General features: G+C 62.4%; 13 protein-coding genes. 6 read left to right on the forward strand and 7 right to left on the reverse strand.

Annotation, left to right across the window (positions count from 1 at the left end; all coding sequences use genetic code 11):
* Positions 1 to 464 precede the first annotated feature (464 nt).
* From PLANPX_RS11150 to PLANPX_RS11175, 6 genes are all read left to right on the forward strand, one after another.
* Positions 465 to 1,769, forward strand: coding sequence for a DUF1501 domain-containing protein (locus PLANPX_RS11150; protein ID WP_152098806.1), 1,305 nt, complete (start codon positions 465 to 467; stop codon positions 1,767 to 1,769).
* 69 nt (positions 1,770 to 1,838) lie between these two features.
* Positions 1,839 to 4,181, forward strand: coding sequence for a PPC domain-containing protein (locus PLANPX_RS11155; RefSeq protein WP_152098807.1), 2,343 nt, complete (start codon positions 1,839 to 1,841; stop codon positions 4,179 to 4,181).
* Entirely contained in the window at positions 4,178 to 6,655 is a 2,478-nt protein-coding gene (locus PLANPX_RS11160) for a DUF1549 and DUF1553 domain-containing protein (protein ID WP_152098808.1), read from the forward strand. The genes PLANPX_RS11155 and PLANPX_RS11160 overlap by 4 nt, the downstream gene beginning before the upstream one ends.
* Positions 6,656 to 6,942: 287 nt before the next feature.
* The gene (locus PLANPX_RS11165) at positions 6,943 to 8,949 is read left to right on the forward strand and encodes a c-type cytochrome domain-containing protein (RefSeq protein WP_172991989.1); all 2,007 of its coding nucleotides are present in this window, start codon (positions 6,943 to 6,945) and stop codon (positions 8,947 to 8,949) included.
* A 171-nt stretch (positions 8,950 to 9,120) separates the two neighbouring features.
* On the forward strand, positions 9,121 to 10,302 hold the full coding sequence (locus PLANPX_RS11170; RefSeq protein WP_172991990.1) for a xylose operon transcription regulator XylR: 1,182 nt from the start codon (positions 9,121 to 9,123) through the stop codon (positions 10,300 to 10,302).
* Between the two features lie 192 nt (positions 10,303 to 10,494).
* On the forward strand, positions 10,495 to 11,805 hold the full coding sequence (locus PLANPX_RS11175; protein WP_152098811.1) for an aspartate aminotransferase family protein: 1,311 nt from the start codon (positions 10,495 to 10,497) through the stop codon (positions 11,803 to 11,805).
* Positions 11,806 to 12,007: 202 nt separating this feature from the next.
* Here the strand turns inward: PLANPX_RS11175 and PLANPX_RS11180 are convergent, their stop codons facing one another.
* The 7 genes from PLANPX_RS11180 to PLANPX_RS11210 all read right to left on the reverse strand — a co-directional run bounded on the left by PLANPX_RS11180 (position 12,008) and on the right by PLANPX_RS11210 (position 23,853).
* Positions 12,008 to 13,141, reverse strand: coding sequence for a DUF1559 domain-containing protein (locus PLANPX_RS11180; protein ID WP_152098812.1), 1,134 nt, complete (start codon positions 13,139 to 13,141; stop codon positions 12,008 to 12,010).
* Between the two features lie 126 nt (positions 13,142 to 13,267).
* A complete protein-coding gene (locus PLANPX_RS11185) occupies positions 13,268 to 17,497 on the reverse strand; it encodes a PEP-CTERM sorting domain-containing protein (RefSeq protein WP_172991992.1) in 4,230 nt (1,409 codons plus the stop codon).
* A gap of 320 nt (positions 17,498 to 17,817) precedes the next feature.
* The gene (locus tag PLANPX_RS11190) at positions 17,818 to 19,560 is read right to left on the reverse strand and encodes a PEP-CTERM sorting domain-containing protein (RefSeq protein ID WP_172991993.1); all 1,743 of its coding nucleotides are present in this window, start codon (positions 19,558 to 19,560) and stop codon (positions 17,818 to 17,820) included.
* A 503-nt stretch (positions 19,561 to 20,063) separates the two neighbouring features.
* The gene (gene phnX / locus PLANPX_RS11195) at positions 20,064 to 20,897 is read right to left on the reverse strand and encodes a phosphonoacetaldehyde hydrolase (protein ID WP_152098815.1); all 834 of its coding nucleotides are present in this window, start codon (positions 20,895 to 20,897) and stop codon (positions 20,064 to 20,066) included.
* 105 nt (positions 20,898 to 21,002) lie between these two features.
* On the reverse strand, positions 21,003 to 22,232 hold the full coding sequence (locus PLANPX_RS11200; protein WP_232536377.1) for a TIGR03364 family FAD-dependent oxidoreductase: 1,230 nt from the start codon (positions 22,230 to 22,232) through the stop codon (positions 21,003 to 21,005).
* Positions 22,229 to 22,807, reverse strand: a complete 579-nt coding sequence (locus PLANPX_RS11205; RefSeq protein ID WP_152098816.1) for a phosphonate degradation HD-domain oxygenase — start codon at positions 22,805 to 22,807, stop codon at positions 22,229 to 22,231. Before PLANPX_RS11205 ends, PLANPX_RS11200 begins: the two co-directional genes overlap by 4 nt.
* Before the next feature lie 239 nt (positions 22,808 to 23,046).
* Positions 23,047 to 23,853: a phosphatidylinositol-specific phospholipase C/glycerophosphodiester phosphodiesterase family protein gene (locus PLANPX_RS11210; protein WP_152098817.1), complete on the reverse strand. Its 807-nt coding sequence runs from the start codon at positions 23,851 to 23,853 to the stop codon at positions 23,047 to 23,049.
* Between the last annotated feature and the right edge of the window lie 18 nt (positions 23,854 to 23,871).

Raw genomic sequence — 23,871 nt, forward strand, 5'->3', positions numbered from 1 at the left:
GCATGCGCAAATCGACAGAGGCTGCCAATCGCTATCGCCTCAAATCGCAACAGCTATACAGATATCGCTAAAATCTAACGATCGTTCCTGCTATGCGTTCGCGCCTCGGCCATCTTCGCCGCTGGAGATGATCTTGCAACACCGCGGAATCTCCGACTGGCGACCACGAGGAACCTGCACAGTTCGCGGCGTTTGCGCTCCATGGGTTCTTTGACAGCCCCAAATCGATTCATTAAGCTGCCAGCTGATTTGTATTATTGGAAACGCCCGCCACTCATCGCGAGCGTCGCTCCCGCCACATCACCTCGCCCATTCCAGGTACTTACCGCGTCGTCTGCAAAGTCTCCACTGGCAAACGTCACTGCTGACTTCCCGCAACGACTGCCTGAACTCTACAGCTCACCAGTGATGGATTCTGCGTGAGTTCTTTTTTGCCCCAGCCGTCCCCAATGGAGGGTGTTCGTATGGCGCTTCTCAGGTCTCCGCTTCGCCGTCGCAGTTTTCTGGCCGTCGGCGTCGCTGGATTCGGATTGGATCTCGTCGACTTCTTCGCGATTCGCAAAGCCCAGGCGGCTGAGAATCAATTCGAGACGCCGCCCGTCGTCGCTGAGAGCATCATTCACATCAACCTGCCGGGCGGCATCGCCGCGCAGGAATCGTTCGACCCCAAGCCCTTCGCCCCGCTGGAGTACCGCGGCGAGCTGAAGGCCATCCCGACCAAAATCGCCGGCGAGTCGTTCAGCGAACTGCTGCCGCTGACGGCCAACATCGCCGACCGACTGACGGTCGTTCGCTCGCTCACCCACGGCGAAGCGGCCCACGAGCGCGGCGAACATAACATGTTCACCGGCTACCGTCCGAGCCCCGCGCTCCTCTACCCCAGCATGGGTAGCGTGGTGAGCCACGAGTTTGGCCCCCGCAACGATTTGCCGCCGTACATCTGCGTGCCGAATGCGGTGACGCCGTACGCGGGGCCTGGTTACTTGAGCTCGTCGTACGCGCCGTTCAGTTTGGGCGACGACCCCGCGCGTGCCGGTTTCAAAGTGCGCGATTTGAATCTGCCCGGAGGCGTCGATCAGGCTCGCTACCAGCGTCGGCTCTCCGCGCTCGAGTCGATCAACGAACACTTCGCCAAGAAGACGCAGGCCGACAACGTCGCCGCGATGAGCACCTTCTACGAGCGGGCGTTCGATCTCATCGGCTCGCCGAAAGCGCAAGAGGCGTTCAACATCGACGCCGAAACGCCGGAGATGCGCGATCGCTACGGTCGCCACGAAGCGGGGCAGCGGATGCTGATCTCGCGCCGCTTGGTTGAAGCCGGCGCCCGTTTCGTTTCGCTCACGTACGGCGGTTGGGATCACCACGTCAACATCATGGCCGGCGTGCGCGGATCGCTGCCCGCGTTCGACCAAGGCTATGCCGCGCTGATCACCGATCTCGACGAACGCGGCTTGCTCGACAAGACGCTCGTGCTCGTGACCACTGAATTCGGCCGCACGCCGAAGATCAACGGCACGGCCGGTCGCGATCACTGGTCGAAGGTGTTTAGCGTCGTGCTGGCCGGCGGCGGCACGAAGCGTGGCGCCGTCATTGGTTCGTCGGGCCCGACGGCGATGGAGCCGGAAGATTGCCCAATCTCGCCTGAAGATTTGGCGACGACCGTCTACAACCAACTCGGCATCGCAGCCGCGAAGGAACTGATGGCGCCAGGCGATCGACCAATCGAAATCGTCGACGGCGGCAAAGTCCGCAAAGAACTGTTGGCCTAGCATCGAACCGCGCGGCGGCTCGTTCGATGCATTGCCGCGCGAGTTCGTCCTTTTGTATTGAGGGCGAGCATGACCAAGTCTGTGGGTTTTATCGTCGCGGTCTGCGGCATTGCGACGGCGACGGCTGTGAATGCGGCTTCGCCGCGGCTTGACCACCTGCAACCGCAGGGGGGGCAGCGCGGCACGGAGGTCGCCGTCACGCTCATCGGCGGCCGCGTCGGGCAAGAGCCGCAGCAGGTGTTGTTTTACGATCCGGGCATCGAGCTGAAGTCGATCGAACGGATCGACGACAACCAAGCGAAGGCGACGTTTGCGATCGCGGCCGATTGCCAGCCCGGCATCCACGGCATTCGCGTTCGCACGGCCACGGGGCTGACTAACCTCCGCACGTTCCATGTTGGGACGCTGCCGGAAATCAACGAGACCGAGCCGAACACCGAGTTCGAAAAACCGCAGCCGATTGCCCTCGGCTCGGTGGTGAACGGCGTCATCACAAATGAAGACGTCGACTACTTCGTCGTCGAAGCGAAAGAGGGCGAGCGGATTTCGGTCGAGGTCGAAGGCCTCCGGCTCGGCAGAACCTTCTTCGACCCGGCGATTGCGATTCTCGATGAAGAACGATTTGAAGTCGCGGCCAGCGACGACGCACCGCTGCTCTTGCAAGATGGCTTTTGCAGCGTCATCGCGCCGAAGACCGGTAAGTACATCGTCGAGATGCGCGAAACTTCCTACCGCGGCGACGATGCGTCGACCTACCGCCTGCATGTGGGCAAATTTCCGCGGCCGACCGTCGCCTTTCCCGGCGGCGGCAAGCCGGGCGAGGAAGTGGAACTCAAACTGCTCGGCGATCCGCTCGGCGAGAAGGTTGCCAAGGTAAAGCTGCCGGAGACGCCGCCGCTCGATTTCCGTTTCGCTGCCGAGGACGAGAATGGCGCCGCCGCGACCGGGCTGCCGCTGCGAGTCGTCGACCTGCCGAACGTTGTCGAAGCCGAGCCGAATCACGAGCTCGACAGCGCGACGCGCGGCGAACTCCCGGCTGCGTTCTGCGGCGTGATCGGCGAGGCAGGCGACCTCGATCGGTTCCGCTTTGCTGCGAAGAAGGGTGAAGTGTGGGACATGAACATCGTCGCCCGCGAGATTCGGTCGCCCCTCGACGCGATTCTCCGCGTGCGGAAAGCGAGCGGCGAAGAACTCGCCGGTTCCGACGACAACGCTGGACGGCCCGACAGCTACATTCGTTTCACTGCCCCTGAGGATGGCGAGTACGTCGCCGACGTCGTCGACCAACTTAACCAAGGCGGCTCGACGTACGCTTACCGCCTGGAAATCACGAAGCCGCGGCTCGCCGTCGACATCGTGCTTGAGGAGCGGAGTCAGTTTGAAACAACCGAAGTCGTCGTCCCGCAAGGAGGCCGCGCGGCGGTGATGGTCACGGCCAATCGCGCGGAGTTCGGCGGCGATCTCAACGTGGCCTTCGGCGCTCTGCCCGAGGGAGTGACGCACGAGACGGTGATGCTCACCGGCGACTACAACCGCCTACCGGTGCTGCTCAAGGCGACGCCCGAAGCGCCCCTCGCGGGCCAGCTGACGACCGTCACCGCCGAACTCACCGACAAGTCGCAGCCGGTGCTCAACCGCTTCCGTCAGCAGACGTGGCTGATTCGCGGCTCGAACAATGTGAACGTTTGGAGCCACTACGCTACGCAAGGCGCCGTCGCGGTGGCGCAGCCGCTGCCGTTCTCGATCAAGATCGTCGAGCCGAAGGCGCCGCTCGTGCAAAGCGGCTCGAAAGACTTGAAGGTCATTGCGGAAAAGAAGGACGGCTTTGACGGCCGCATCGCCGTTCGGATGCTCTACGATCCGCCGGGACTATCGTCGCATCAGGGGATCGGCATCGAGCCAGGCCAAACTGAAGCGGTGATTCCGCTCACCACCAACCCGCAAGCTTGGCCGCGCGACTGGAAGATCATCGTCGTCGCCGAGGCCGACGTGAATGGCACGGTCCGCACGGCGTCGGAATTTGCCACGCTGAAGATCGCGCCGCAGTATCTCGCGATGGCTTATCCGACCGTAGCGACGGAACAGGGCAAGTCGCTTGATTATGCCATCGGCATCACGCAGGCGACGCCATTCAACGGCGCCGCGAAGGTGGAACTCGTCGGCCTCCCGCCGGGCGTGACGACGCAGCCGCAGGAAATCACGAAGGATTCGACCGAAGTGAAGTTCCCGCTGCAAGTCGCCGCCGATGCGCGGGTCGGCCATCACAAGCAACTTTACTGCGTCGTCACCGTCATGGAGAACGACGAACCAGTGGTCCACACGGTCGGCACCGGCGAACTGCGGATCGACGCCCCGCTGCCGCCGCCGCAAACCGCTCAAGAAGGAACTCCTGCGACAGGAGAAGCGTCATGAAGATTCCAGCGACGTTCTTAATTTGTGGGCTCATCACGGCGATGGCGAGCTTTGCCGTCGGCGCGAAGACCTCGTCCCCGCCGAGCGATTTGGCGCCTGCCGGCAAGCCTGCGCTCGTGAACGACGTCGTCAGCCTCGCTGTCTATCCTCCCGAAATCGTGCTCGACGACGGCGACGATTACCAAGGCGTGATCGCCGTCGCCACGCGCGCCAACGGCGTGACGCTCGATGTGAGCGATCAAGTCGACTGGGCGGTCGATGGCGCCGCTCGGTTGGAAGGCAAGCGGCTGCTGCCGGTCGCCGACGGAGCGACTGTGCTCCGCGCCGCCTACGGCACGCACCAAGCCGAGGCGCCGGTGAAGGTGGCCGGCGTCGCCGAGCATCCCGCGGTCAGCTTCCGTCATGATGTGATGCCGATCTTCCTGCGCGGCGGTTGCAACGCCGGCGGTTGCCATGGTTCGTCCCGCGGTAAGGACGGCTTTCGGCTCAGCTTGTTCGGCTTCGATCCGGCCGGCGATCATTTCCGTATCACGCGCGAGCAGGCCGTGCGCCGCGTCAGCGTGAGCATCCCGGAGGAGAGCTTGCTGATCACCAAGGTTGTCGGGCAAGTGCCTCACACCGGCGGCAAGCTATTTGAGCCCGATAGCGTCTATGCCAAGACGCTCCGCGATTGGGTCGCCGCCGGCGCCCAGAGCGACGTTGCCGCCGCGCCGACGGTGACGCGCGTCGACATCTTCCCGCCCCGAGTCGTCATGGAAGGGGAGGGCGTCAAGCAGCAATACATCGCCGTGGCCCACTACTCCGACGGCAAATCGCGAGATGTCGGCGACCTCGCGTTGTTCATGTCGAACAACGAATCGTCCGCGGCGATCGACGCCAATGGCCTCGCGACTGCCGGCGCTCGCGGCGAGGCGTTCGTCATGGCACGCTTCGATACGCACACCGTCGGCAGCCAAACGCTGGTGCTCCCGCAAGGGGTGGAGTTTGTCCCGAAGGAGGAGGCGCCGGCCAACTACATCGACGAACTCGTCGGGGCCAAACTCCGTACGATGCGGATCAACCCAAGTGATCTCTGCAGCGACGAAGAATTTCTCCGCCGCGTCTCGCTCGACGTCGCTGGCCAGCTGCCGACCCGCGCCGAGTACGAGCACTTCATGAACGACTCCAGCCCCCAAAAACGGGCGGCAAAAATCGACGAACTGCTCGAACGCAAAGAGTTCGCCGAGATTTGGGCGCTCAAGTGGTCGGAACTGTTGATGGTCAAAACAGTGCCGAACCGCATCGAGTACAAGCCGATGTTCCTCTACTCGCAGTGGATCACGCGGCAGATTGCCAACGGCGTGCCGCTCGACGAGATGGTGCGCAACCTGCTCGGCGCCAGCGGCGGCTCGTTTTCTAGCCCCGCGGTCAATTTCTACCAAATTGAAGAAACGACGCAGAAGACTGCCGAAAACGTCGCGCAGATTTTCCTTGGCACGCGGTTGCAATGCGCCCAATGCCATAACCATCCGTTCGATCGTTGGACGATGGACGATTACTACTCGTTCACGGCGTTCTTCGCGCAGATCGGTCGTAAGACGGCGGAAGATTACCGCGAGACGATCATTTTCGACCAGCGCGGCGGCGAGGCGACGCACCTTGTCGACGGTCGGCCGATGAAGCCGAAGTTTCTCGGCGCCGCCGAGCCCGACGTTTCGACGCGCGACCGCCGTGTTGTGCTCGCCGAGTGGATCACTTCGCCCGAGAACCCCTACTTCGCGGTGAACGTCGCGAACCGCGTCTGGGCCCACTTCATGGGCGTCGGCGTCGTCGAACCGGTCGACGACGTGCGCGTGAGCAACCCGGCGAGCAACCCGGAGCTGCACGCGAAGCTTGGCGCCAAGCTGGTGGAGTACAAGTACGACCTTCGCCAGTTGATTCGCGACATTTGCAACAGCCACGCGTACCAGCGTTCGTCGCAACCGAACGAGACGAACGACACGGATAGCCGGAACTTTGCCCGCTCGCAGGTGCGCCGCATTCCGGCGGAGGTGCTGCTCGATTGCCTTTGCGCCGTGACTGAAGCCCCCGAAAAGTATCCCGGCCTGCCGATGGGCGCCCGTGCGGTGCAAATCGCCGACGGCGGTCTGAGCACCTACTTCCTCACGACGTTTGGTCGAGCGCCGCGGGTGACTGTGTGCGCGTGCGAGGCCAAAAGCGAGCCGACCCTCTCGCAAGCCCTCCATCTGTTAAACGGCTCGGCCGTGCAAGACAAAATCGTGCAAGGCAAGCTGGTGGAGACGATGCTCGACGGCGGCAAGCAGCCAAACGAAGTAGTCGACGAGATTTACCTCCGCTGTCTCGGCCGCAAGCCGACGGCGGCGGAGGCGACGCGGCTGGCAGAACTTTACGGCGCCGGCGAGAAGCCCGTGGGCGAGTTGCAGGACGTGTTTTGGGCGGTGCTTAATTCACGCGAGTTTTTGTTTAACAAGTAATTAGTAGAAGACCAACCGCCAAGGACGCCAAGAGCGCCAAGGGGATGCCGTTGAATTCAATCACGACGGCACGACGGACACGGCGGATAGACTTAGTGAATATAGGAACCACGAATCACGCGAATTGACGCGAATCGAGAAAGAGCGGAAGAAACAGGCTGACGTTATTCGCGGAGATTCGCGCGATTCGCGGTCAACTCCCCGTACTTCCTTGGCGTCCTTGGCGGTTCAAAAGCACCTCCGCAACTGATCGACCGCTACGAGCAACTAAAGTCATGAGTTTACGAATGAATCTGTTTTTGAACCGCGGACGAAAAGCTGTCGTTAGCGCGATCGCCCTCGGCTGTTGCACTGCTTTTGCTAGCCTTTCGCAGGCCGACGATGCCGCGGAGAAGATCACCTATGCCGATCACATTCAGCCGATTTTCCGCCAGCACTGCTTCGCCTGCCACGGGCCCGATACGAAGAAGAACGACCTCGGGCTCGATTCGTACGCCAACGCGATGACCGGCGGGGCCAGCGGCGAGGTGCTCTTCGCTGAAGATCTCAGCAGCTCGCAACTCTGGCTGATGGTAACTCACGAGATTTCCCCCTCGATGCCGCCCGGCGGCGCGAAGCTCCCCGACGCCGAGTTGGACATGATTCGTAAGTGGATCGAAGGGGGCCTCCTGGAAAAGGGCGATTCGCAAAAGCGGGCGCCGAAGAAAAACGCCGTCGCTGCGTTCACGCCTTCGGCCGACAATCGTCCCACCGGTGAGCCAGCGATGCCGCAAGGCCTGCTGCGCGAGCCGGTGCTTCATGCCGACCATCGCGGCGCGGCAACTTCGCTCGCCGTCAGTCCGTGGGCGCCCGTCGCGGCCGTTGGCGCTCCGTTCCAAATTTCGCTCTACAACACCGACTCAGGCGAGCACCTCGGCGTGCTGCCGTTCGTCGAGGGGATGCCGTTCGTCCTGCAGTTCAGTCGCGACGGAAGCATGTTGCTTGCCGCCGGCGGCGAATCGGCCGCTCGTGGCTTGGCCGTCCTCTATGACGTGAAAACTGGCAAGCGGCTGACCGCCGTCGGCGACGAACTCGACGCCGTGATTGCCGCCGACCTTCGCGCCGACCACGGTCTCATTGCGATCGGCGGACCGCGCAAGGTAGTTCGCGTCTACCGCGTTGCCGACGGTTCGCTCGCTTACGAGATCACGAAGCATACCGACTGGATCACGGCCCTCGAATTCAGCCCCGACGGCAAATTCCTTGTCACCGGCGACCGTAGCGGCGGCCTGCTGCTGTGGGACGCCGAGACCGGCCGCGAGCGCGGCGACCTCCGCGGTCACGCCGAGCAAATCACCAGTGTTTCCTGGCGCGGCGATAGCGCTGTCGTTGCGTCGTCCAGCGAGGACGACACCGTGCGGCTCTGGCAACTCGACGCTCAGCAGATCAAAAGCTGGGCGGCTAACGGCGGCGGCGTTGCTTCAGTCCGTTTCTCGGCAGCAGGCGATCTGACGACGACTGGCCGCGATCAGGTCGTAAAACTCTGGAAGGCCGATGGCGCCCATATTCGCGACCTGACGACGCTCGAGGATCTCGGCCTCGCCGCGCGGTTTACGCACGACGGCGCCCGCGTCGTCGCTTCCGACTGGCGCGGCAATGTGCGGGTGCTCAATGCTGCTGACGGAGCCCAAGTGGCGGCGTTCGATCCCAATCCGCCGACCGTCGCAACTCGCTTGGCAGCCGTCGAAACCGAGGTCGGCCAGCTGCGCACTGAAGCGCAAGCCGCGAGCGAAGGGCTCGTATCCGTCCAATCGCAAGTTGCCGCTGCCGAAGCGGCGCTCGCCAACGCCCGCGCAGCAGCTGAAAGCCAAACCAAATTGCAAGCCGAGAAGGCCGCCCAGCTAGTCGATGCCGAACAGCGTTTGGCCGCCGTAGCCGCGGAGAAAGCTGCAGTCGACAAAGCAGCGACGGCGATGATCGAACAGCTTAGCGCCGCCCAGCAGGAACTCGTCGTCGCTGAAACGGGCGCCGGCGCCGTTCGCGAGACGGTGAAGGCAACCCAGGCCGACGTTGCCAAGCAAGAAGGCGTCGCCGCCGCCGCTGCCGAGCAACTCGCCGCCATCCAGAAGCAAGTCGCCGAGGCTCAGGCGGCGCTCAAGACCCTCAGCGACTCGCTTGCCGCCCAAAGCCAAGGCGCCGCCGAGGCCGACGCGAAGGTTGCCGAAGTCCAGGGAAAAATCGACGACCTCGAACGTCAGAATGCCGAACTCGAAGCGATCCGCAAGCTGCGGGAAGAGCACGCCACGGCCAAGTGACGCCGCTGGCGAGGCCGCTCGACGGCGAAGATTCCATGAAGCTCCTCTCTCGACGAGTTTCAGGCAAAAAGCGTCGCCCTGCTGTTGAAAACAGACGTTCCGCGTTAGATGATGGGAGGGCGGCGGTTTTCTTCTCCCATGGGCGACGCAGGATCGCGTCGTAGTTCGCCGATGAGTAAGCGTGCCAAAGTTGCGCTGCTGATTGACACCGCCACGACGTGGGGCTCCGGCCTCATCGAGGGGATCGCGGAGTACGCCCACGCTCACGAGGATTGGCAGTGCTTCCTCGGCCCGCGCGGCAAATACGACCGCTCGATTCTCCCCGACAATTGGGACGGCGACGGGGTGATCGCCCGCGTCACCAACCAGGAACTGGCCGACCAGCTGATTGCCAAACGGATTCCGGCGGTGAACGTTTCTTGGTACCGCTACGGCGAAGGGCAGATCGCCCGCTGCACCTGTGACGAGGAGAATATCGCCGAGTTGGCGGCCAACTACTTCATCGATCGCGGCTTTCGGCAATTTGCGTACTGCCCGTCGACCACTCGGCCGAATTACGTCGATCGCTTCGGTCAGGCGTTCATCGAATCCCTGCGGCGCCGCACCTTCCCGTGCCATGCCTTCGTGCCGGAGCCGGGGATTGATAATTTCTTCCCAACCGCCTCGGAACTGGCGCGGATGGTGGAGTGGCTGCAATTGCTGCCGAAGCCGGTCGGCCTGCTGGCGTTCGATAGCGTTCAAGCGCGGCAAGTCACCGAATCGTGCCACTTGGCGAAGATCGATGTGCCGCATGAAGTGGCGGTTCTCGGCGGCGAGCACGATTTGCTGAGCTGTACGATCTCCAGCCCGCAGCTGTCGAGCATCGACCACTCGCCGCGTCAGGTAGGCTGGGCCGCCGCCCAACTGCTCTCGCGATTGATTGCCGGCGAAGAAGCCCCGCGCGAGCCGATTTACGTCCCGGCGACGCGCGTCATTACCCGCCAATCGACCGACACTGTCGCGGTGAACGACGATCTTTTGGCGCTGGCCCTCGATTTCATTAAGCAGCACAGCCATCGCCACATTCAGGTGACCGACATTCTCCGCGAGGTGCCGATCAGCCGCCGGGCACTGGAGAAGGGCTTCCGAAAATGCCTGGGGCGTTCGCCCGCTCAGGAGATCCGCCGAGTTCGCGTCGACCACGCGGTTCAGCTCCTGTGCGACACCTCTTGGGCGATGCCGCGAATCGCCGTCGCGTGCGGATTCGAGCGGTCGGAGCTGCTCACGCGGGCCTTCCGTCGCGAATTGAAAACGACGCCGTCGGAGTTCCGCAAACAGCATCGCAAAGACCGCCAGGAACAGGCGGCCCGCTAGGCCGGTTTGCGGCGGCGCGCAGGGGCGTTTGCGGCGCGAACTGTCTCCCCGCGAGACGAACTTCATGCGGCGGTTGCTTGCAGCCGCAAAGCGTCGCAGGCGCTGCGCGTTGTCCTGTCAATTGCCGCGACGATTGCGGCTACTCTGGGGAGAAATTGACGCATTTCGCATGTCACCCCCGGTGAGTTCGCCATGTCGATCCCTTCCGCCGTCGAGCGTTCACTTTCCGTCTTTCCCGCCGGCTGCAACGGCGAGTTCAATCTCCCGCCTCGCCTGTCGAAAGTGATCGTCCGAGGCGCCGGGTGCGAGCTGTGGACCAGCGACGGCGAGCGAATGATCGACTTCTCAATGGGATGGGGATCCGTGCTGCCAGGCCACGCTCACCCGGAGGTCGTCGAGGCCGTTCGCGAGCAAGTCGGCCGCGGAACCAATTTTTCTTACGTAACGGACGCTTCGCTCCAACTCGCTGAAGAGATTCTGGCGGTCAGTCCGGCCTGCGATCAGATTCGCTTCGCCGCCTCGGGGACCGAAGCGACGATGTACTGTTTGCGGCTTGCGCGAGCGTTCACAGGCCGGCCGAAGATTCTCAAATTCGAAGGCGCTTACCACGGGTCGCACGACGTCGGCGTCGTCAGCCTGTTTCCGAGCGATCCCCCTGAGTTTCCGCAGTCCGTCAGCTCATCGGCTGGCATCGAGCCGGGTGCGGGCGAAAACACGCTGGTGGCTCCGTTCAACGACCTAGAGAAGGTCGCAGAAATTCTAGAACGCCACGGCCATGAAATCGCCGGCGTCATCGCCGAGCCGTTTCAACGCTGCATTTCGCCGCTGCCAGGCTTTCTCGCAGGGCTGAAGCAATTGGTGCACCGTGCCGGAGCGTTGCTGATCTTCGACGAAGTAGTGACCGGGTTTCGACTCGCCTACGGCGGCGCCCAGGAGTACTACGGCGTCATTCCCGACCTGGTTGCTTACGGCAAAGCGCTTGGCGGCGGGCTGCCGATCGGGGCCTACGGCGGCCGACGCCAGATCATGGAGCAAGTTTGCGAGGACCAACTCGGCCAGTCGGGCTACGTGTGGACTGCGTCAACGCTGGGCGGCAATCCGGTCTCGACGGCGGCGGCCAGCGCGGCGTTGTCGCTCTATCGCAGCGAAGGCGTCTACGCTCGCCTGCATCGCCTGGGAGCCTATCTGCGGCGAAATATGGCGTCGGTGCTGGCCGAGCAGGGCGTGAAGGCTCAGATTCTCGGCGACGGTCCGATCGCCCAGGTCGCGTTCACCGACGTGACGCCCCGCGACTATCGCACGAGCCGCCATCTCGACGCCCGCATCGGTCGCAAGCTGATGCTTGAGCTCTTCGAGCGCGGCGTGTTCCTCAATCCGATGGGAACGAAACTCTACTTGTCGATGGCGCACACCGAAGCGACCTGCGACGAGTTCTGCGAGCGGTTCGCCCAAGCGCTCAGCGTCGTCACGCGCGACGGGGCGACTGCCACGGCTCTTGCGTAGCGGCCGTAGCGGTGCATTGAACGCCGCGCGGTTGACGCCGGCGGTTGCATGCAAGATGCAATCGGACGCAACGTGGCGGAAGTTCGCACGCGCGTCGCTATGTATCTTGGCAACTGGCAGCCTAAGAGATTCGGTTCAACAAAAAAACGCCCCCGGAGATTCCGGGGGCGTTTTCGTTGAGAGTCGCCATGCTAACGTCTGACTAGCGGCGGATGGCACCGGTATCCAGAACCTGACTGGCCCGCGAGCCGTAGTTGCTCCAGACCAGGGCGTCGACGCTATCCTGAATTTGCTCGACATGCCCGTCGACGAACACCATCTGCACGATGCCGGTATGTTCGCTGCCGAACGCTAGTTGCAGCGATTGGCACTTCGTCGACTCTTCGTTGGTGCACCATTGCTGATGCTCTTCGGGAGTTCCGCGTTGGTAGTTGGGCGCGACTCCCGTTGAGCCGAGAAACTCTGACAGGTCCGATCCTGGGGTGGTGTCAATGTCATCGCTACCCCCCCACCAGTGATCTTTGCGATTCCCGGCCCTCTTCTCGGCGACTCCGCCATTAGCTTCCTGCGTGACGTAGTCGTGAACCGCTTCGCCCACCATCACCGTGTTGGACGTGCCGTCTTCGATCCACGAGTACTTGACGCCTTTGTCAGCGACGTCGTCCTTGTCGATGCCGTAGAGCACGCCGTCGGCGCCGTCATAGAAATCGTTGCCGTCGCCACCCGAGCCCTGGTCGTCTCCTTTTTTAGGATGCCCTTTCAGGAAGTAGACGGAGCCGCCGGCATACTGCTGGGTGACGAGTCCCGACGCGACGCCGATGTAAGAGACAGGCGAACGCTTCATGATCCAGTACTGGTCGGCAGTCACGTCCAGCTGGTGTTCCGGCAAGGCCACTGACGGACAGCGATAAGCCGGCACCACGCTTTCGATAACTGCAACATTGCGTTCGTCCTCAGGCAGCGTCGACGCATCGGTATAGGGACCGCCCTGATGGCCCCACTGCATATTGAAGTTTTTATTGTCGCCGATTTTAAGATTCTTGAAGGCATTGCCGCCCTCGAGGAATGGCAAGGAGTATGCCGACCAGGCGCTGCCTTCGTTCATCAACGCACCAGGCGGTAAATGCTTTTGCGTCCCTTCATAGTTGTTCATCGCCAAGCCAACCTGCTTGAGGTTGTTCATGCATTGGCTCCGTCGCGCGGCCTCGCGAGCAGCTTGCACTGCCGGCAGTAGTAGGGCGACCAAGACGCCGATGATGGCGATCACCACCAATAACTCGACCAGGGTGAAACCTGTCGACCGCCGACGGCGAGGCGAGGGGGAGAAGGAAACCATGTCAGACGCTCCGTGTCGAAACGAGTGTGTTGAAGCTGTTGACGGTAAGTGGACGAATCCAAGCAACGTTTCCGGTAGCTAGTTGTAGTAACTTCGCTGCGCGGACCCCAGTATTTCGTGCGCAGATCAGCAGACGACTTGCGGCCGACGCCGACGGCAATCAGACGGATTGCGCCGCCGGACCGTCGCGACGAGTCCTGCTAGCGAAATCGCCCCCAGCAAGCAGGCGGCCGGCTCCGGTACGCTTTGAATGAGAGCCATCGCTGCGGCGCCCATCGCCGGGTTCGCCTGATTCAAGATCGCCCAATCGGAAAGGTTGACCCGACCGTCGTAATTCAGGTCGCCGATCATCCGTGTGCTCAGATCGCCGACCACAAGCTCGCGGGGATTGCCCGCTTGGCTCCAGGTTAGCTTCTTTTCGTCAAGCCAGTGATTAGCAAAGATCGTCACGTCGGCCATCGTGATCGCGTTGTCGCCAGTCAGGTCGGCGACGTGGGTTGGCTTGAAGAACGCGGCGTACTTGTTGTCGCGCTCGAACTTGAACTCGCCGCGATCTGAAGTCGTGTTGAGGCCCATCACGAACATTTCCAAGTCGTCGACGATGCCGCGATAGTAGCTGTTGTTGGCCAAGCTGAGGGGGGATTCGCTCGTGTTGGCGCCAACGACCAGCGGGCTGTTGTCCTGCTTCGTCGCATCGACTTCGTCATTCGGGGCGTCTTCGCCGAAATAAAGGCCGGTGGCAGCCGCCTCGGCCACGCCGTTGACGTACAGGATCGAGCCGCCGCCCGGACCCGTCGGGCGGACCACCATCAGGTGGTACCAGGTGTTCGGCACGACGGTGGTTTGGCCTACGTAGTCGAGGTTTGAATACCTCATTGAAAACTTGCCGGCCGCGTTGATCAGGACGCCGTGGTTGTTCGTGTCCATCACGATGTGCTGCACCGCGGCCGACACCGCCGGCTGCACCCATAGCTGGAAGCCGCGATCGTTGATGTAGGCGTAGTCGAGCGTGCCGTTGGGAAGCGTGCCGTCCAACGACGACGGCGACTTTTCTGGGAAGTTGAGCGCTTCGTCCGGCGCCGTACGCAGGAAGTTGCGATCAGTCGCCAACGCATTGAGGCGGATGCCCAGGCCAGTGCCGCCGTCAGGGCGTCCGCTAATGGTGACGTAAGTCGGCTTCACGGCCGTCTTGCTCAACGCGGTCATATCGATGAGCTGGTTCTGGCCCGAGGCGCCAGCGCTGTCGTAGGTGACGTTCACCGTACCGCCGTTGGCGGCGCCTGGTTCCACGTCGCCCATCCGATAGTTGCGATCGACGAATGGCGCCGGCACGACTTGGGCTTCGGCGGCCGATGGCGTCAGCGCGACCGTCGAGATCGTCGCCGCTGCGGCGACGGCGGCCGGAGCCAACCGCCGGTTCAAGCGGCGTCGAACGGAGACGACTAAGCCGAGGGCAGCGCCCAGCAACGTGATGCTGGCCGGCTCGGGAACGGCCGCCGTCGCCCCGGTCGCGAGACCGGTCATGCCATACTGCGTCTTCCAGATCGCGAGATCGTCCGCGTCCACGTCGCTGTCTCCATCTGCGTTGCCTTGGGCCAAAGTCGTCCCGGTGCCGAAGCCGCGCTGCCAGCGGAGGAAGTCGGCGCCGTCGACGTCGCCGTCCGCGTCGAAGTCGGCGTTCGCCGGCGTCGAGACGTATTGCACGATGCCGTTGATCACGTCGCCGAAAATCGTCGTGTAGGTAAACTGCAGATCTCGATTCGCCGGGGCCGTGGCGGTGTTAAAGATTTTTCCCAGCGATTCGGTGCGGCTCGACGTGAAGGCGGAGTTGCCGTCGAGGAAGAACTCGGCAAACTGGTTCGGGTTGGCGGCGCCGAGTTGCCACGTTTCATTAATGGAGTTGCCGACGGTCGAATCGGGGTCGGAACCGTCGATCGAGTTCGGCTTCGTGAAGCTCAACCCAACGTTCCCGGTCGGGGCCAGATTGCCGTTGGCGCTGGAGACGTCGAAGCTCGTGATCGACGTACTGATGACGTCGCCACCGACGATCGACGCCGTCCCCGTCGCGGTGTTTACGCGGAGGATGGAAGGTTCGGCGGGAACGAAGACGCGAACGTTGTCGATCGCCCACCACCAGTTGTTCCACGACTTGCCGAGACCGAACTCAAGCTGCACGGAAGTCGCCGTGCCGTTGTAGTTCAGGTCGAGCAGGATCGCTTCGTTCATCGTGTTGGGGTTGCTATCCGGCGCTTCGGGGCCGTGGTAAACGCCCGACGCCGGCGTTGAATCCCACGTCAGCACGGGAGCAAACGCGCCGGCGCCGTACTTTACACGGATGGTCGCGGTTTGATTGTGGAGCGTGCCGATCGGGGCGCCGTAGTCGAGCCCCGCGGGGTTTTCCGGCAGCCAACTCGAATCGAAGGCGAGCTTGATCTTGCCCGCCGGAGTTCCCGCTGGGATCGGAATGACGGGAGTCGTAACGAACGTGTCATAGAAATCCTTCGGCGCTACGTTCTTGTCTTGCCATTCGTCCGAATCGGCAATCATCACGGTGCCGCTGCCGCGGGTGAAGTTGGCGCGGCCTTGGTCGCCCGATGCATTGACCCAAAAATCCTTATCAGCGAACGCCCAGCCCGCCCAATCGGTGACGCCGTCGTTTTCGGGATTGCCAACGCCGGGGACGCCGGTGCGGTCGACGGTCCAACCCGCGGGGCCGCTGCCGTTCCAAACGGCGAGCTTGCTGGGATCTTCGTCAGGGCTCGGACCGAGAACGACTCCTTCAAAATTTTCTACGAGCAGCGGCAAGTTGGCGGACGCCGGCGTCGCAGCGCTGGCGATCAGTACGCCGACGGCCACGGCCGCTGCAGAGGAAAGCCGACGACGGCGCCGACGACCGGCGAAGAGCCCCACCGCTCCGCAGATCATGCCAAGCGCCGCCGTCGACGGCTCAGGAACCGCCGCCAGCGCCGCGGCGAACGCCCCGGCGCCGAGCGCCGCATCGTATTGTCTCTTGAAAATCAAGAAGTCCTTTACCGTGTGCTTTTTATCGCCGTCCAAATCGCCGAGATTGTATTGCTGAGCCACGGTCTTTCCTGTGAGCGAGACGTTGTATCCGGCCAGGAACGCTGCATAGTCGCCGATTTCGATCGATCCGTTGAAATTCAAGTCGAGAGGATTAAACGTTTGGCTGCTATTGCCGACGAATTCGATGATGCCGGTTTGCGGCGTGTTGTTGCCGGCAATCAAGTATTGGAACGAAATGTCGCTAATGTCTTCGTGGAACTTGCGCCATGACGTCCCCAGGTTGATTTTGCCGAGGGTAGGATTCGACGCGAACGTCGGCATGGCGTACTGGTCCGGGATGTAGCCTTCGCTCAGTTCCGAGTGTTCAGGGCTGTCGAAAATCGTCCAATTCGGATTGGCGTCGCCCAGGAAGGTCGCGGCGACTTCGTCGAGGGTTCCCTTGCTTGACTGGATCGAGTAACCCCGCAAGTTCACCACGCCGTTTGTATTGTTAGCGATGCTCACCTGCCCGGTTCCCCGGTCGATGGTGAGCCGCAGCGCGCCATCCTGAGCGGGCGAAGCTCCAGTGAACATATTGAGGTTGTCGATCGCCCACCACCAGTTGTTGTCCGCATCCCACAAACGGAACTCCAGCGACGCCGTCGTGGCGCCGGCTGGATTGAGCATGTTGATGCTCACCGCCTCGTTGACGGCGTCGGGCTTAAAGTTGGGGTCGGATTCGACCGACGCCCACTTGAACAGCTCAATGACGGTGGCGCCGGGATCGTTGTACTTCACCGTCAGCGACGCCTTTTGGTTGTCTTCAGGTCGCCACGACGAGTGAAAGAAGAGCTTGGCGGTGTTCGCCGCGACGCCTTGCAGCGGGATGGCGGAAATCTTGAGCGTGGAATCGTAATCCCGATCAGCGGCCGGCAGGCTATCCAACGTCCCCGTGCCGAAGTCGTCCCATTCGTCTGAGTCGGCGACCGCGATCTTACCGCTGGCGCTGACGAACTTGGCCCGGTCCTGGTCCCCGGCCGTATTAATCCACCAATCGCGATCGACGAACGTCCAGCCTTCGAATTCGGTGACGCCGACCAGCGGGTTGCCCAGCGAGCCCGCCGGCATGCCGGTGTCGTCGATCGACCAGGTTCCCTCGGTTCCTGGACCTGTGGGGACCGATTTCGTCCACGCGGCCCGGCTGCGAATTTCCGTGTCGAACGTGACGATCGGATTGAGCGTCAGGCCTTCGAAATTCTCCGTGAGCAAGTCGACGGCGAAGGAGATGTTGGGGAAGAGCGCCACGCAGGCGATCGGTGCAATGGCTAGATGGCGAATCGTTCGGCGAACCATGGCATTCATCGGAGATTGGCTCATTGAATTAGGGGAGGCCTACGAACAAGCGCGGCTTGTCGATAGGCGGGTGGTGGTGACGCGGCCTCGACGAGCGTGACGCGCGAAATCGAACCGACGACGATCGACGCAGAAGCGTGCGACGACCCCAGAATCCTCCTTGTGACTGAACCGCGTAACCACAATGCACGGGACACAAGTCGCATCCCCGCCGGCGTATTCCAGCCGGGATGCCGATGAACTGCTCAACATGCAGACAAGCGATACCGCATGCGCTGCATCACGCCAAGCAGCGTGATGCAGCGGCATGTCGGCGAACTTTAGCGGCGGCGCCGAGCGGTCGCGCCAGCGACGGCCAACCCGAGTGCTACCAAGCCTAATGAAGCAGGCTCAGGCACGGCGGCCCCGATCTGCACGTTATCGAGGGCCCAGAACCAGTTGTTGCCGCCGGTATACTTGAACCGGACCTTGGCCGTGGTCGCTCCCGCGGGATTGTCGAGATCGACGAGGACCGTTTCATCCAGGTTCGTCCCATGGAACAACGGATCTCCGGAGATCGAGTTCCAATTCAGAACGATCACTTCACCGGCGCCGTAATCGACGGTGATGGCGGCGAGTTGCCCTTCTTCATCCTGCCAGCTCGAATCGAATTGCAGTGCCAACGTTCCCGCAGCCAGGCTGGAGATGTCGATGATCGGCGATTCGAGCACGGTCGTGATCGGCTTGGTGACGCCGTCGGCGCCGGCCAAGTCGTCAAACTCATCCGAGTCGGCGATAACGATGTTGCCGCTGCCCTTGGTGAAGTTGTTGAGGCTTGTCTGCGACGCGAACGCCGAGAAGGCGCGAGTCGTGACGCTCCAACCTTCCCATTCAAACACGCCGATGTTGTTGTCGCCGATCGCAGCGGCAGGAATGCCGGAGTTGTCGATGTTCCAGCCTGCCGGCACGGTGTGCGAGAAGGCGTTCGGATAGGGCGTCGATCCGGCGTCGGTATTAAGGCCAGTGACTTTGGCGAAGGCCGCCACCGTCGAGACCCGCTCGTTGGTGCTCGGGCCGAGCGTCACCGATTCAAAACCTTCCGTCCAGAAAGCCGGATTGGCGCCTTGCGCCAGCGAGAGATTGTCGACCGCCCACCACCAGTCGTTCGCCGCGTTGATGAAGCCGAAGGCGAATTGAACATTCGTCGTGCCGACTGGGATGGCTAGGTTGTACGACAGATTCTCATTGAGCGCATCCGGCTTGTAGTAGTCGGAGGCGGGGCGATCGGGAATTGTGTCGCCCGCGTTCGAATTGCCGGCGTCCGAATCCCAGAAATCAATCGGTTCCGGCGAGCCGCCGTCGTAAATGGCGTAGACGATCGCCGTTTGATTGTTGTCGGGACGGCCCAAGGTGACGTGGTCGTCGTCAAAGCTTTCGGCGCGCCAGCTCGAATCGAACTTGAACGTCAGGTTTTGACCAGCGTAGGCGGAGACGTTCACCGCAGCCGAGGTCATGCCGGTGTTGTAGTAGTTCCCGCCCAAGCCGTCGCCCAAGTCATCGTATTCGTCGGCGTCAGCAACGGCGACGTTGCCAATGGCGCTGGTGAACGCCGATCGGCTTTGATCGTCGACGCTGGCCCAAAATGTTTTGTCGGCGAAGCTCCAGCCTTCCCATTCGTCGACGCCGTGCGCGGCCGAACCTTTGTTGCCGACGCCCTTGTTGCCGACGACGTAGCCGAGATTCGGAACGCGGTAGAGCAGCGCGGGCACGGGATCGGTGCTGATCACGCTCGTGCCGAGAGCGTTCGTCGGGTCAAACAGGCCGTAGTTGTCGAAATCGTTGTCGACGCTCCAGCCGACGGGACCGGTGTGCGTATAGGCGTTGGGACGCGGAGCGGAATTCGGGTCGGTGGCAAGCGCCGTGAGATTGGCGAAGCTCAACGGACCGCGACGCTCGTTGACGCTGTCGCCGAGCGCGATGCTGTCGAAGTTTTCTTGATAGAGAATCGTTCCAATTTGGGCATAGGTAGGACACGCTGCGCCCATTGAACCAGCAACTGCCAAGACTGCCAGATGTCGTCTCATTGTCGACTCCCAGGAGCATCTCAAAGGATTGCTGGGGCCATCGGCTTCGCGGCGCGTTGGATCCGCTCCAACCCAATCAGGCGCCGGCCTCTTCTCATGCAGTTCCTTGCCTGCGGTTGTTCCGTCCGCAAGCAATTCCGATGGGGGTTCGCACCATGCGAACCAATTCCAGGCTGCTGAACGGATTGTAATGACGATATTTGAAGAAACGAAACAAACTTTCCCCGCGACCCGCGCAAAGATTAAGCCGAATTGCGTCGATCGCAAAAGCCTCTCGCACATTGCGCACGCCGGCCCCACGAGAAGCGGGCAAAAGCAGCGCGCATGACCGGAATCGCTATCCGAAATGTGTTGAGATTAACTCTCAACGCAATTCGACGTCCACTCATGAGAGCCACCGGCTCCGCCGGTGAACGAAGTGCGAGTTCGTGTTGTTTTTGTCGCGTCAACGCAGACCGTTGGCGGCTTCCATTGTTGCGAATCGCGATCGTCTTTCGCTTCGCCTATGGGGTTTCGCCGGCTGCAAGCAACTTCTCGATCTGGTCGAGAACCTGCGGCAATTCAGCCACCGAATCAATCACGAAGTGGGCGCCGCTCGCTTCCATTCGTTCCACGGCGGCGCGCCGTTTAGCCGCCAATTCCGCGGCTGGCAGGGCCGCCGTTTCCGCTTCGTTGAGCCCGATCATATTGCCTGATACGGAAAGTCCCACCGACCACATCCCCGCGTTGAGACCCTCCTCGACGCCGACGATCGTGTCGTCGACTTTGACGATCGCCGCCATGGGGTAGACCCCCAGCGTGCGGGCGTTCTCAAAACTCATCCACGGCGCCGGCCGCCCCTCGGCGAAGTCGCTCGCGCAGTACATCGCATCGACTTCCAAGCCCTGTGCACGCGCGGCGGGAACGATCACTTCCATCAGTTCGCGGATGTAGCCGGTCGTCGAACCGATCCGCATGCCGCGCCGGCGACAATCGGCGACGGCCTCCAACGCGCCCGGAATGAGCTGGGCATGATCTGCGAGAAACGTTTTCTGGGTCTCGAGGAAGCGAGCGTAGAGTTTGTCGATCGCGGCTTCGTCGGCTGGCGCGCGATGGATTTCTTGCCAGGCCGCGGCGATCCGCGGCATCTCGAGCATCGTCCGCAGGTGGTCTCGCTTGGCCATTCCCATCGGGCCGCGCGCTTCCTCAATCGAAACGGGGACGTCGAACGAGCGAAAGACGCTCACCACCGCCAGTACCGGCGCCTGGCTGCCGTAGTCGAGCAGCGTCCCCGCCCAATCGAAAACGACCGCTTTTAAGGGACCGACGTGCCGGCGGACTGTGTTGAGGGTGCTCATTCCGCGGAAGATCCTATGCAAAGGGGCAAATCGCTCGCGCCCGCCAGTTGAATTGGCAGCGGCGATTGTTGTCGGGAGAGTGGGCGAACCGAACGTCCGCCGCGATTAGGCCGGTGATTCTACCGTGCCGTTCGCCGTCGTGCGCAGCCGCGCATCGAGCGGATCCCAGCGATCCCACAGTCGATGGGCGAAGCCGAACGACATCGTCATCCCGCATCCGCCGGAGGCGATCACCACCTCGACGTTCGGCTCCGGTTGATTCTCATACTGAATCAGCCCCGGCGACTTCGGATAGATGCCGTGCCACCGCTGTTCGATGGTCCAGTCGGGCAGATCGATCATCCGCCGTAATTCGCGGAGCATCAGCTCGTCGATGTCGCGTTTGTCGAACGGCGTGATCTCGGCGTCGTATTCGTGCGAATCGCCCAGCACGACCTCTCCGAGCCCGTTCTGCGACGCCATCACATGGATGCCGTACTTGTCGAGCTCGGGCGTCTCCGCGGCCACGCGCGCCTTCAGGGCCGGCAGCGAGGGACATTCGGCGAACGCCTCGTAGTGCCGCAGCGTCAGCCCGCCGGCGAGCATCGGCCCCAGCGTCCAGCCGCGCGGCTGGACTGGCGTCCGCATCATTTGCAATTTGCATTGCCGGAAATTAGCTTCGGCGAACAAGTCGGGATAGAGCAACCGGAAATCGGTTCCCGCCGCCACGACAACGCGATCGGCAGCCACCCGACCGCCGTCGGCCAGTGCCACGCCATGCCGATCGACCTTCTCGACCGGCGAATCGAAGCGGAGCTCGACGTTCCAGCGCTGCTCGAGCCAACTCGGCATCTCGCGGATAATTTCGCGCGGATCGACGCAGACTTCGGTCGGGCTCCAGAGCGCGGCGAGCAAGCCTTCCGCCTTGGCTGCCGCCGACATTTTGAGCGCTTCTTGCGGCGGAATGAGCCGACAGTCGTAGTCGAACGCCGGCGCCATCTGGGCGAACTCGTCGAGTACGGCGAGTTCGTCGTCGCGGTAAGCAAGGTGCAAGGCGCCGCACGGGCGCGCCCACAGGCCAGTCTCTCGCGCCAATTCAAGCCAGTATCCACGGCTTTCCACGGCCGTTCGGTAGAGCTGGCCATGCTCTTGGCCAATCGGCCAAACCATCCCGAAATTGCGAATCGAGGCGCCCTGGGCCTGTCGATTTCGCTCGATGAGGATGACTTCCCACCCCCGCTTCGCCGCCGCCCAGGCGTGAGCAAGGCCCACAATCCCGGCGCCCACCACGGCGACGCGCGGACGCTGGCCATTGAAACGCGGAACCGAGTTCAGCGAATGGTTGAGCGCAGTCACGGAATCGCCTCGGCCGCCATCGGCGTGGTTAAGACTTCGCGAAGAATGGGAAGGTAGTGGGCTAGCGGCGGGGTTTGCCGCTCGGGATCTTTCGCCAAATCGTCCCACTTCCGCACGACCAGGCTTTGTTTGTAAAACGGCTCCGTTTCGTATTCCGCCACCTCGCTCGGCGACATCGGTCCGCCCTGGAGCGCTAGACTTTGCACCGAGGGAGGACTCAGCGTTTCAAAGTAGCCGGGTTCCATCGCGCACAGGTAACGCTTGGCCTCGACATGCATGCGGACCGGTTCGGAAACTTCCGGGCCGAACCAGCGGTGCAGGAAGTTGTAGCCAAGCCGCTCGTGAACGTCGTCGACTCCCTCATCGGGGGCGTCGTCCGGCAGACTGTGCAGCAGGTGGCCGACGTCGTGCAGCAGGGCCGCCGCGATCAGCGCGGACGAGGCGCCGCTCTCTTCGGCCAGATGCGCGGCTTGCAGGGCGTGCTGCTCTTGGGTGACCGCTTCGCCCCCGTAGAGCGAGCTTCCCTTGCGCTCGAAGACTTGCTGAATTTTGTCGATGACGTGGAGGCGGGGCATGGCGGGATCACTCCGTGAACCGAAGGCGTGTTCTCAGCATACGCGGGCCGACAAAATAGGGGCGTCGGGCGAAAGCGCAAACTATTGGACTGTTTGCGCAGCATCGAGCCGTCCACACACACTTTGCGTCGCGCCACTCGCCCGCGTGTCGAACCAACCGCTACCCGACTCGCTCCCCACCGTCACCGGACTGGTCGCTTCAGCGACCAGTCGATCGGCTTCCCACTGCGCGAACGAGCTTAGTCACGATCCAAATATCGCTGCAGCGCCCCAAGATCATCGGTTCCAATGACATCGACGCCCGCCCCTTGCAGCACGCCCCAGAACTCCGGCGTATCAGGAGTTCCCCAGAATCGCAGCCGCCGCCCTTGGCCGTGGGCCTTCGTGACAAACGTCTTCAATCGTTCGCGTTCCACCGCAGGAAAGTCCCCTTCGCCGCGCCATTTGAAATGCGATGACCAATTGTCGCTCACCAGCGGCATGGCCTCGGAGCCGTTGGCATCGTCGAGATCGCTTACCCGGCCATCGAGTCCTGCCAATCGCTGCTTGTCGTTCGCTACAAGTTCGATTGGCCGATTGCCGCTGATGATCACGTCAATTTGTCGCGGCGTCCACTTGCCGTCGTGCATGCCGGAAATGAGGTCTTCGTACTTTTTGAGAGTCGCCGCTAGGACGGGATAAGTTTTCTCGCCGTCCGATTTGAAGTCGATGAGCAGCGTCAGCCGTTGATCGCCGGGGAAGAGCTTCCCGCCGTTTTTCTCGACCTGTTCCTTGAGTGGTTCGAGGTAGAGGGCTTCGAGCGTGCGCTGCGGACGCAAATCGATCCAATCGTGGGCAACGAGCAACTTGCCGTCAACGAGGTAGACGTCAGCCTCGACGTTGCAAAACCCGCGGTCCAATGCATCGAGCAGCGGCCGGTCGTGCTCGTAGTCGTTGTGCGAATGAGCCTGCGGCAACGGGCGGGGCGGGGCAGGGGCCTCGCCGCGGCAGAGGCTTGTCGCCAAGGAGAGGACGAAGATGCAAGGCAATGCAATGGTGGAACGCATCGGCAGTGTCGAGCGAAG

The organism is Lacipirellula parvula (assembly GCF_009177095.1).
Classification (GTDB): domain Bacteria; phylum Planctomycetota; class Planctomycetia; order Pirellulales; family Lacipirellulaceae; genus Lacipirellula; species Lacipirellula parvula.

Excerpts from the sequence above, each read along its gene's own strand:
- PLANPX_RS11150 (WP_152098806.1), top strand. The coding sequence starts at position 465 with ATGGCGCTTCTCAGGTCTCCGCTTCGCCGTCGCAGTTTTCTGGCCGTC.
- PLANPX_RS11155 (WP_152098807.1), top strand. The coding sequence starts at position 1,839 with ATGACCAAGTCTGTGGGTTTTATCGTCGCGGTCTGCGGCATTGCGACG.
- PLANPX_RS11160 (WP_152098808.1), top strand. The coding sequence starts at position 4,178 with ATGAAGATTCCAGCGACGTTCTTAATTTGTGGGCTCATCACGGCGATG.
- PLANPX_RS11165 (WP_172991989.1), top strand. The coding sequence starts at position 6,943 with ATGAATCTGTTTTTGAACCGCGGACGAAAAGCTGTCGTTAGCGCGATC.
- PLANPX_RS11170 (WP_172991990.1), top strand. The coding sequence starts at position 9,121 with ATGAGTAAGCGTGCCAAAGTTGCGCTGCTGATTGACACCGCCACGACG.
- PLANPX_RS11175 (WP_152098811.1), top strand. The coding sequence starts at position 10,495 with ATGTCGATCCCTTCCGCCGTCGAGCGTTCACTTTCCGTCTTTCCCGCC.
- PLANPX_RS11180 (WP_152098812.1), bottom strand. The coding sequence starts at position 13,141 with ATGGTTTCCTTCTCCCCCTCGCCTCGCCGTCGGCGGTCGACAGGTTTC.
- PLANPX_RS11185 (WP_172991992.1), bottom strand. The coding sequence starts at position 17,497 with ATGGTTCGCCGAACGATTCGCCATCTAGCCATTGCACCGATCGCCTGC.
- PLANPX_RS11190 (WP_172991993.1), bottom strand. The coding sequence starts at position 19,560 with ATGAGACGACATCTGGCAGTCTTGGCAGTTGCTGGTTCAATGGGCGCA.
- phnX (WP_152098815.1), bottom strand. The coding sequence starts at position 20,897 with ATGAGCACCCTCAACACAGTCCGCCGGCACGTCGGTCCCTTAAAAGCG.
- PLANPX_RS11205 (WP_152098816.1), bottom strand. The coding sequence starts at position 22,807 with ATGCCCCGCCTCCACGTCATCGACAAAATTCAGCAAGTCTTCGAGCGC.
- PLANPX_RS11210 (WP_152098817.1), bottom strand. The coding sequence starts at position 23,853 with ATGCGTTCCACCATTGCATTGCCTTGCATCTTCGTCCTCTCCTTGGCG.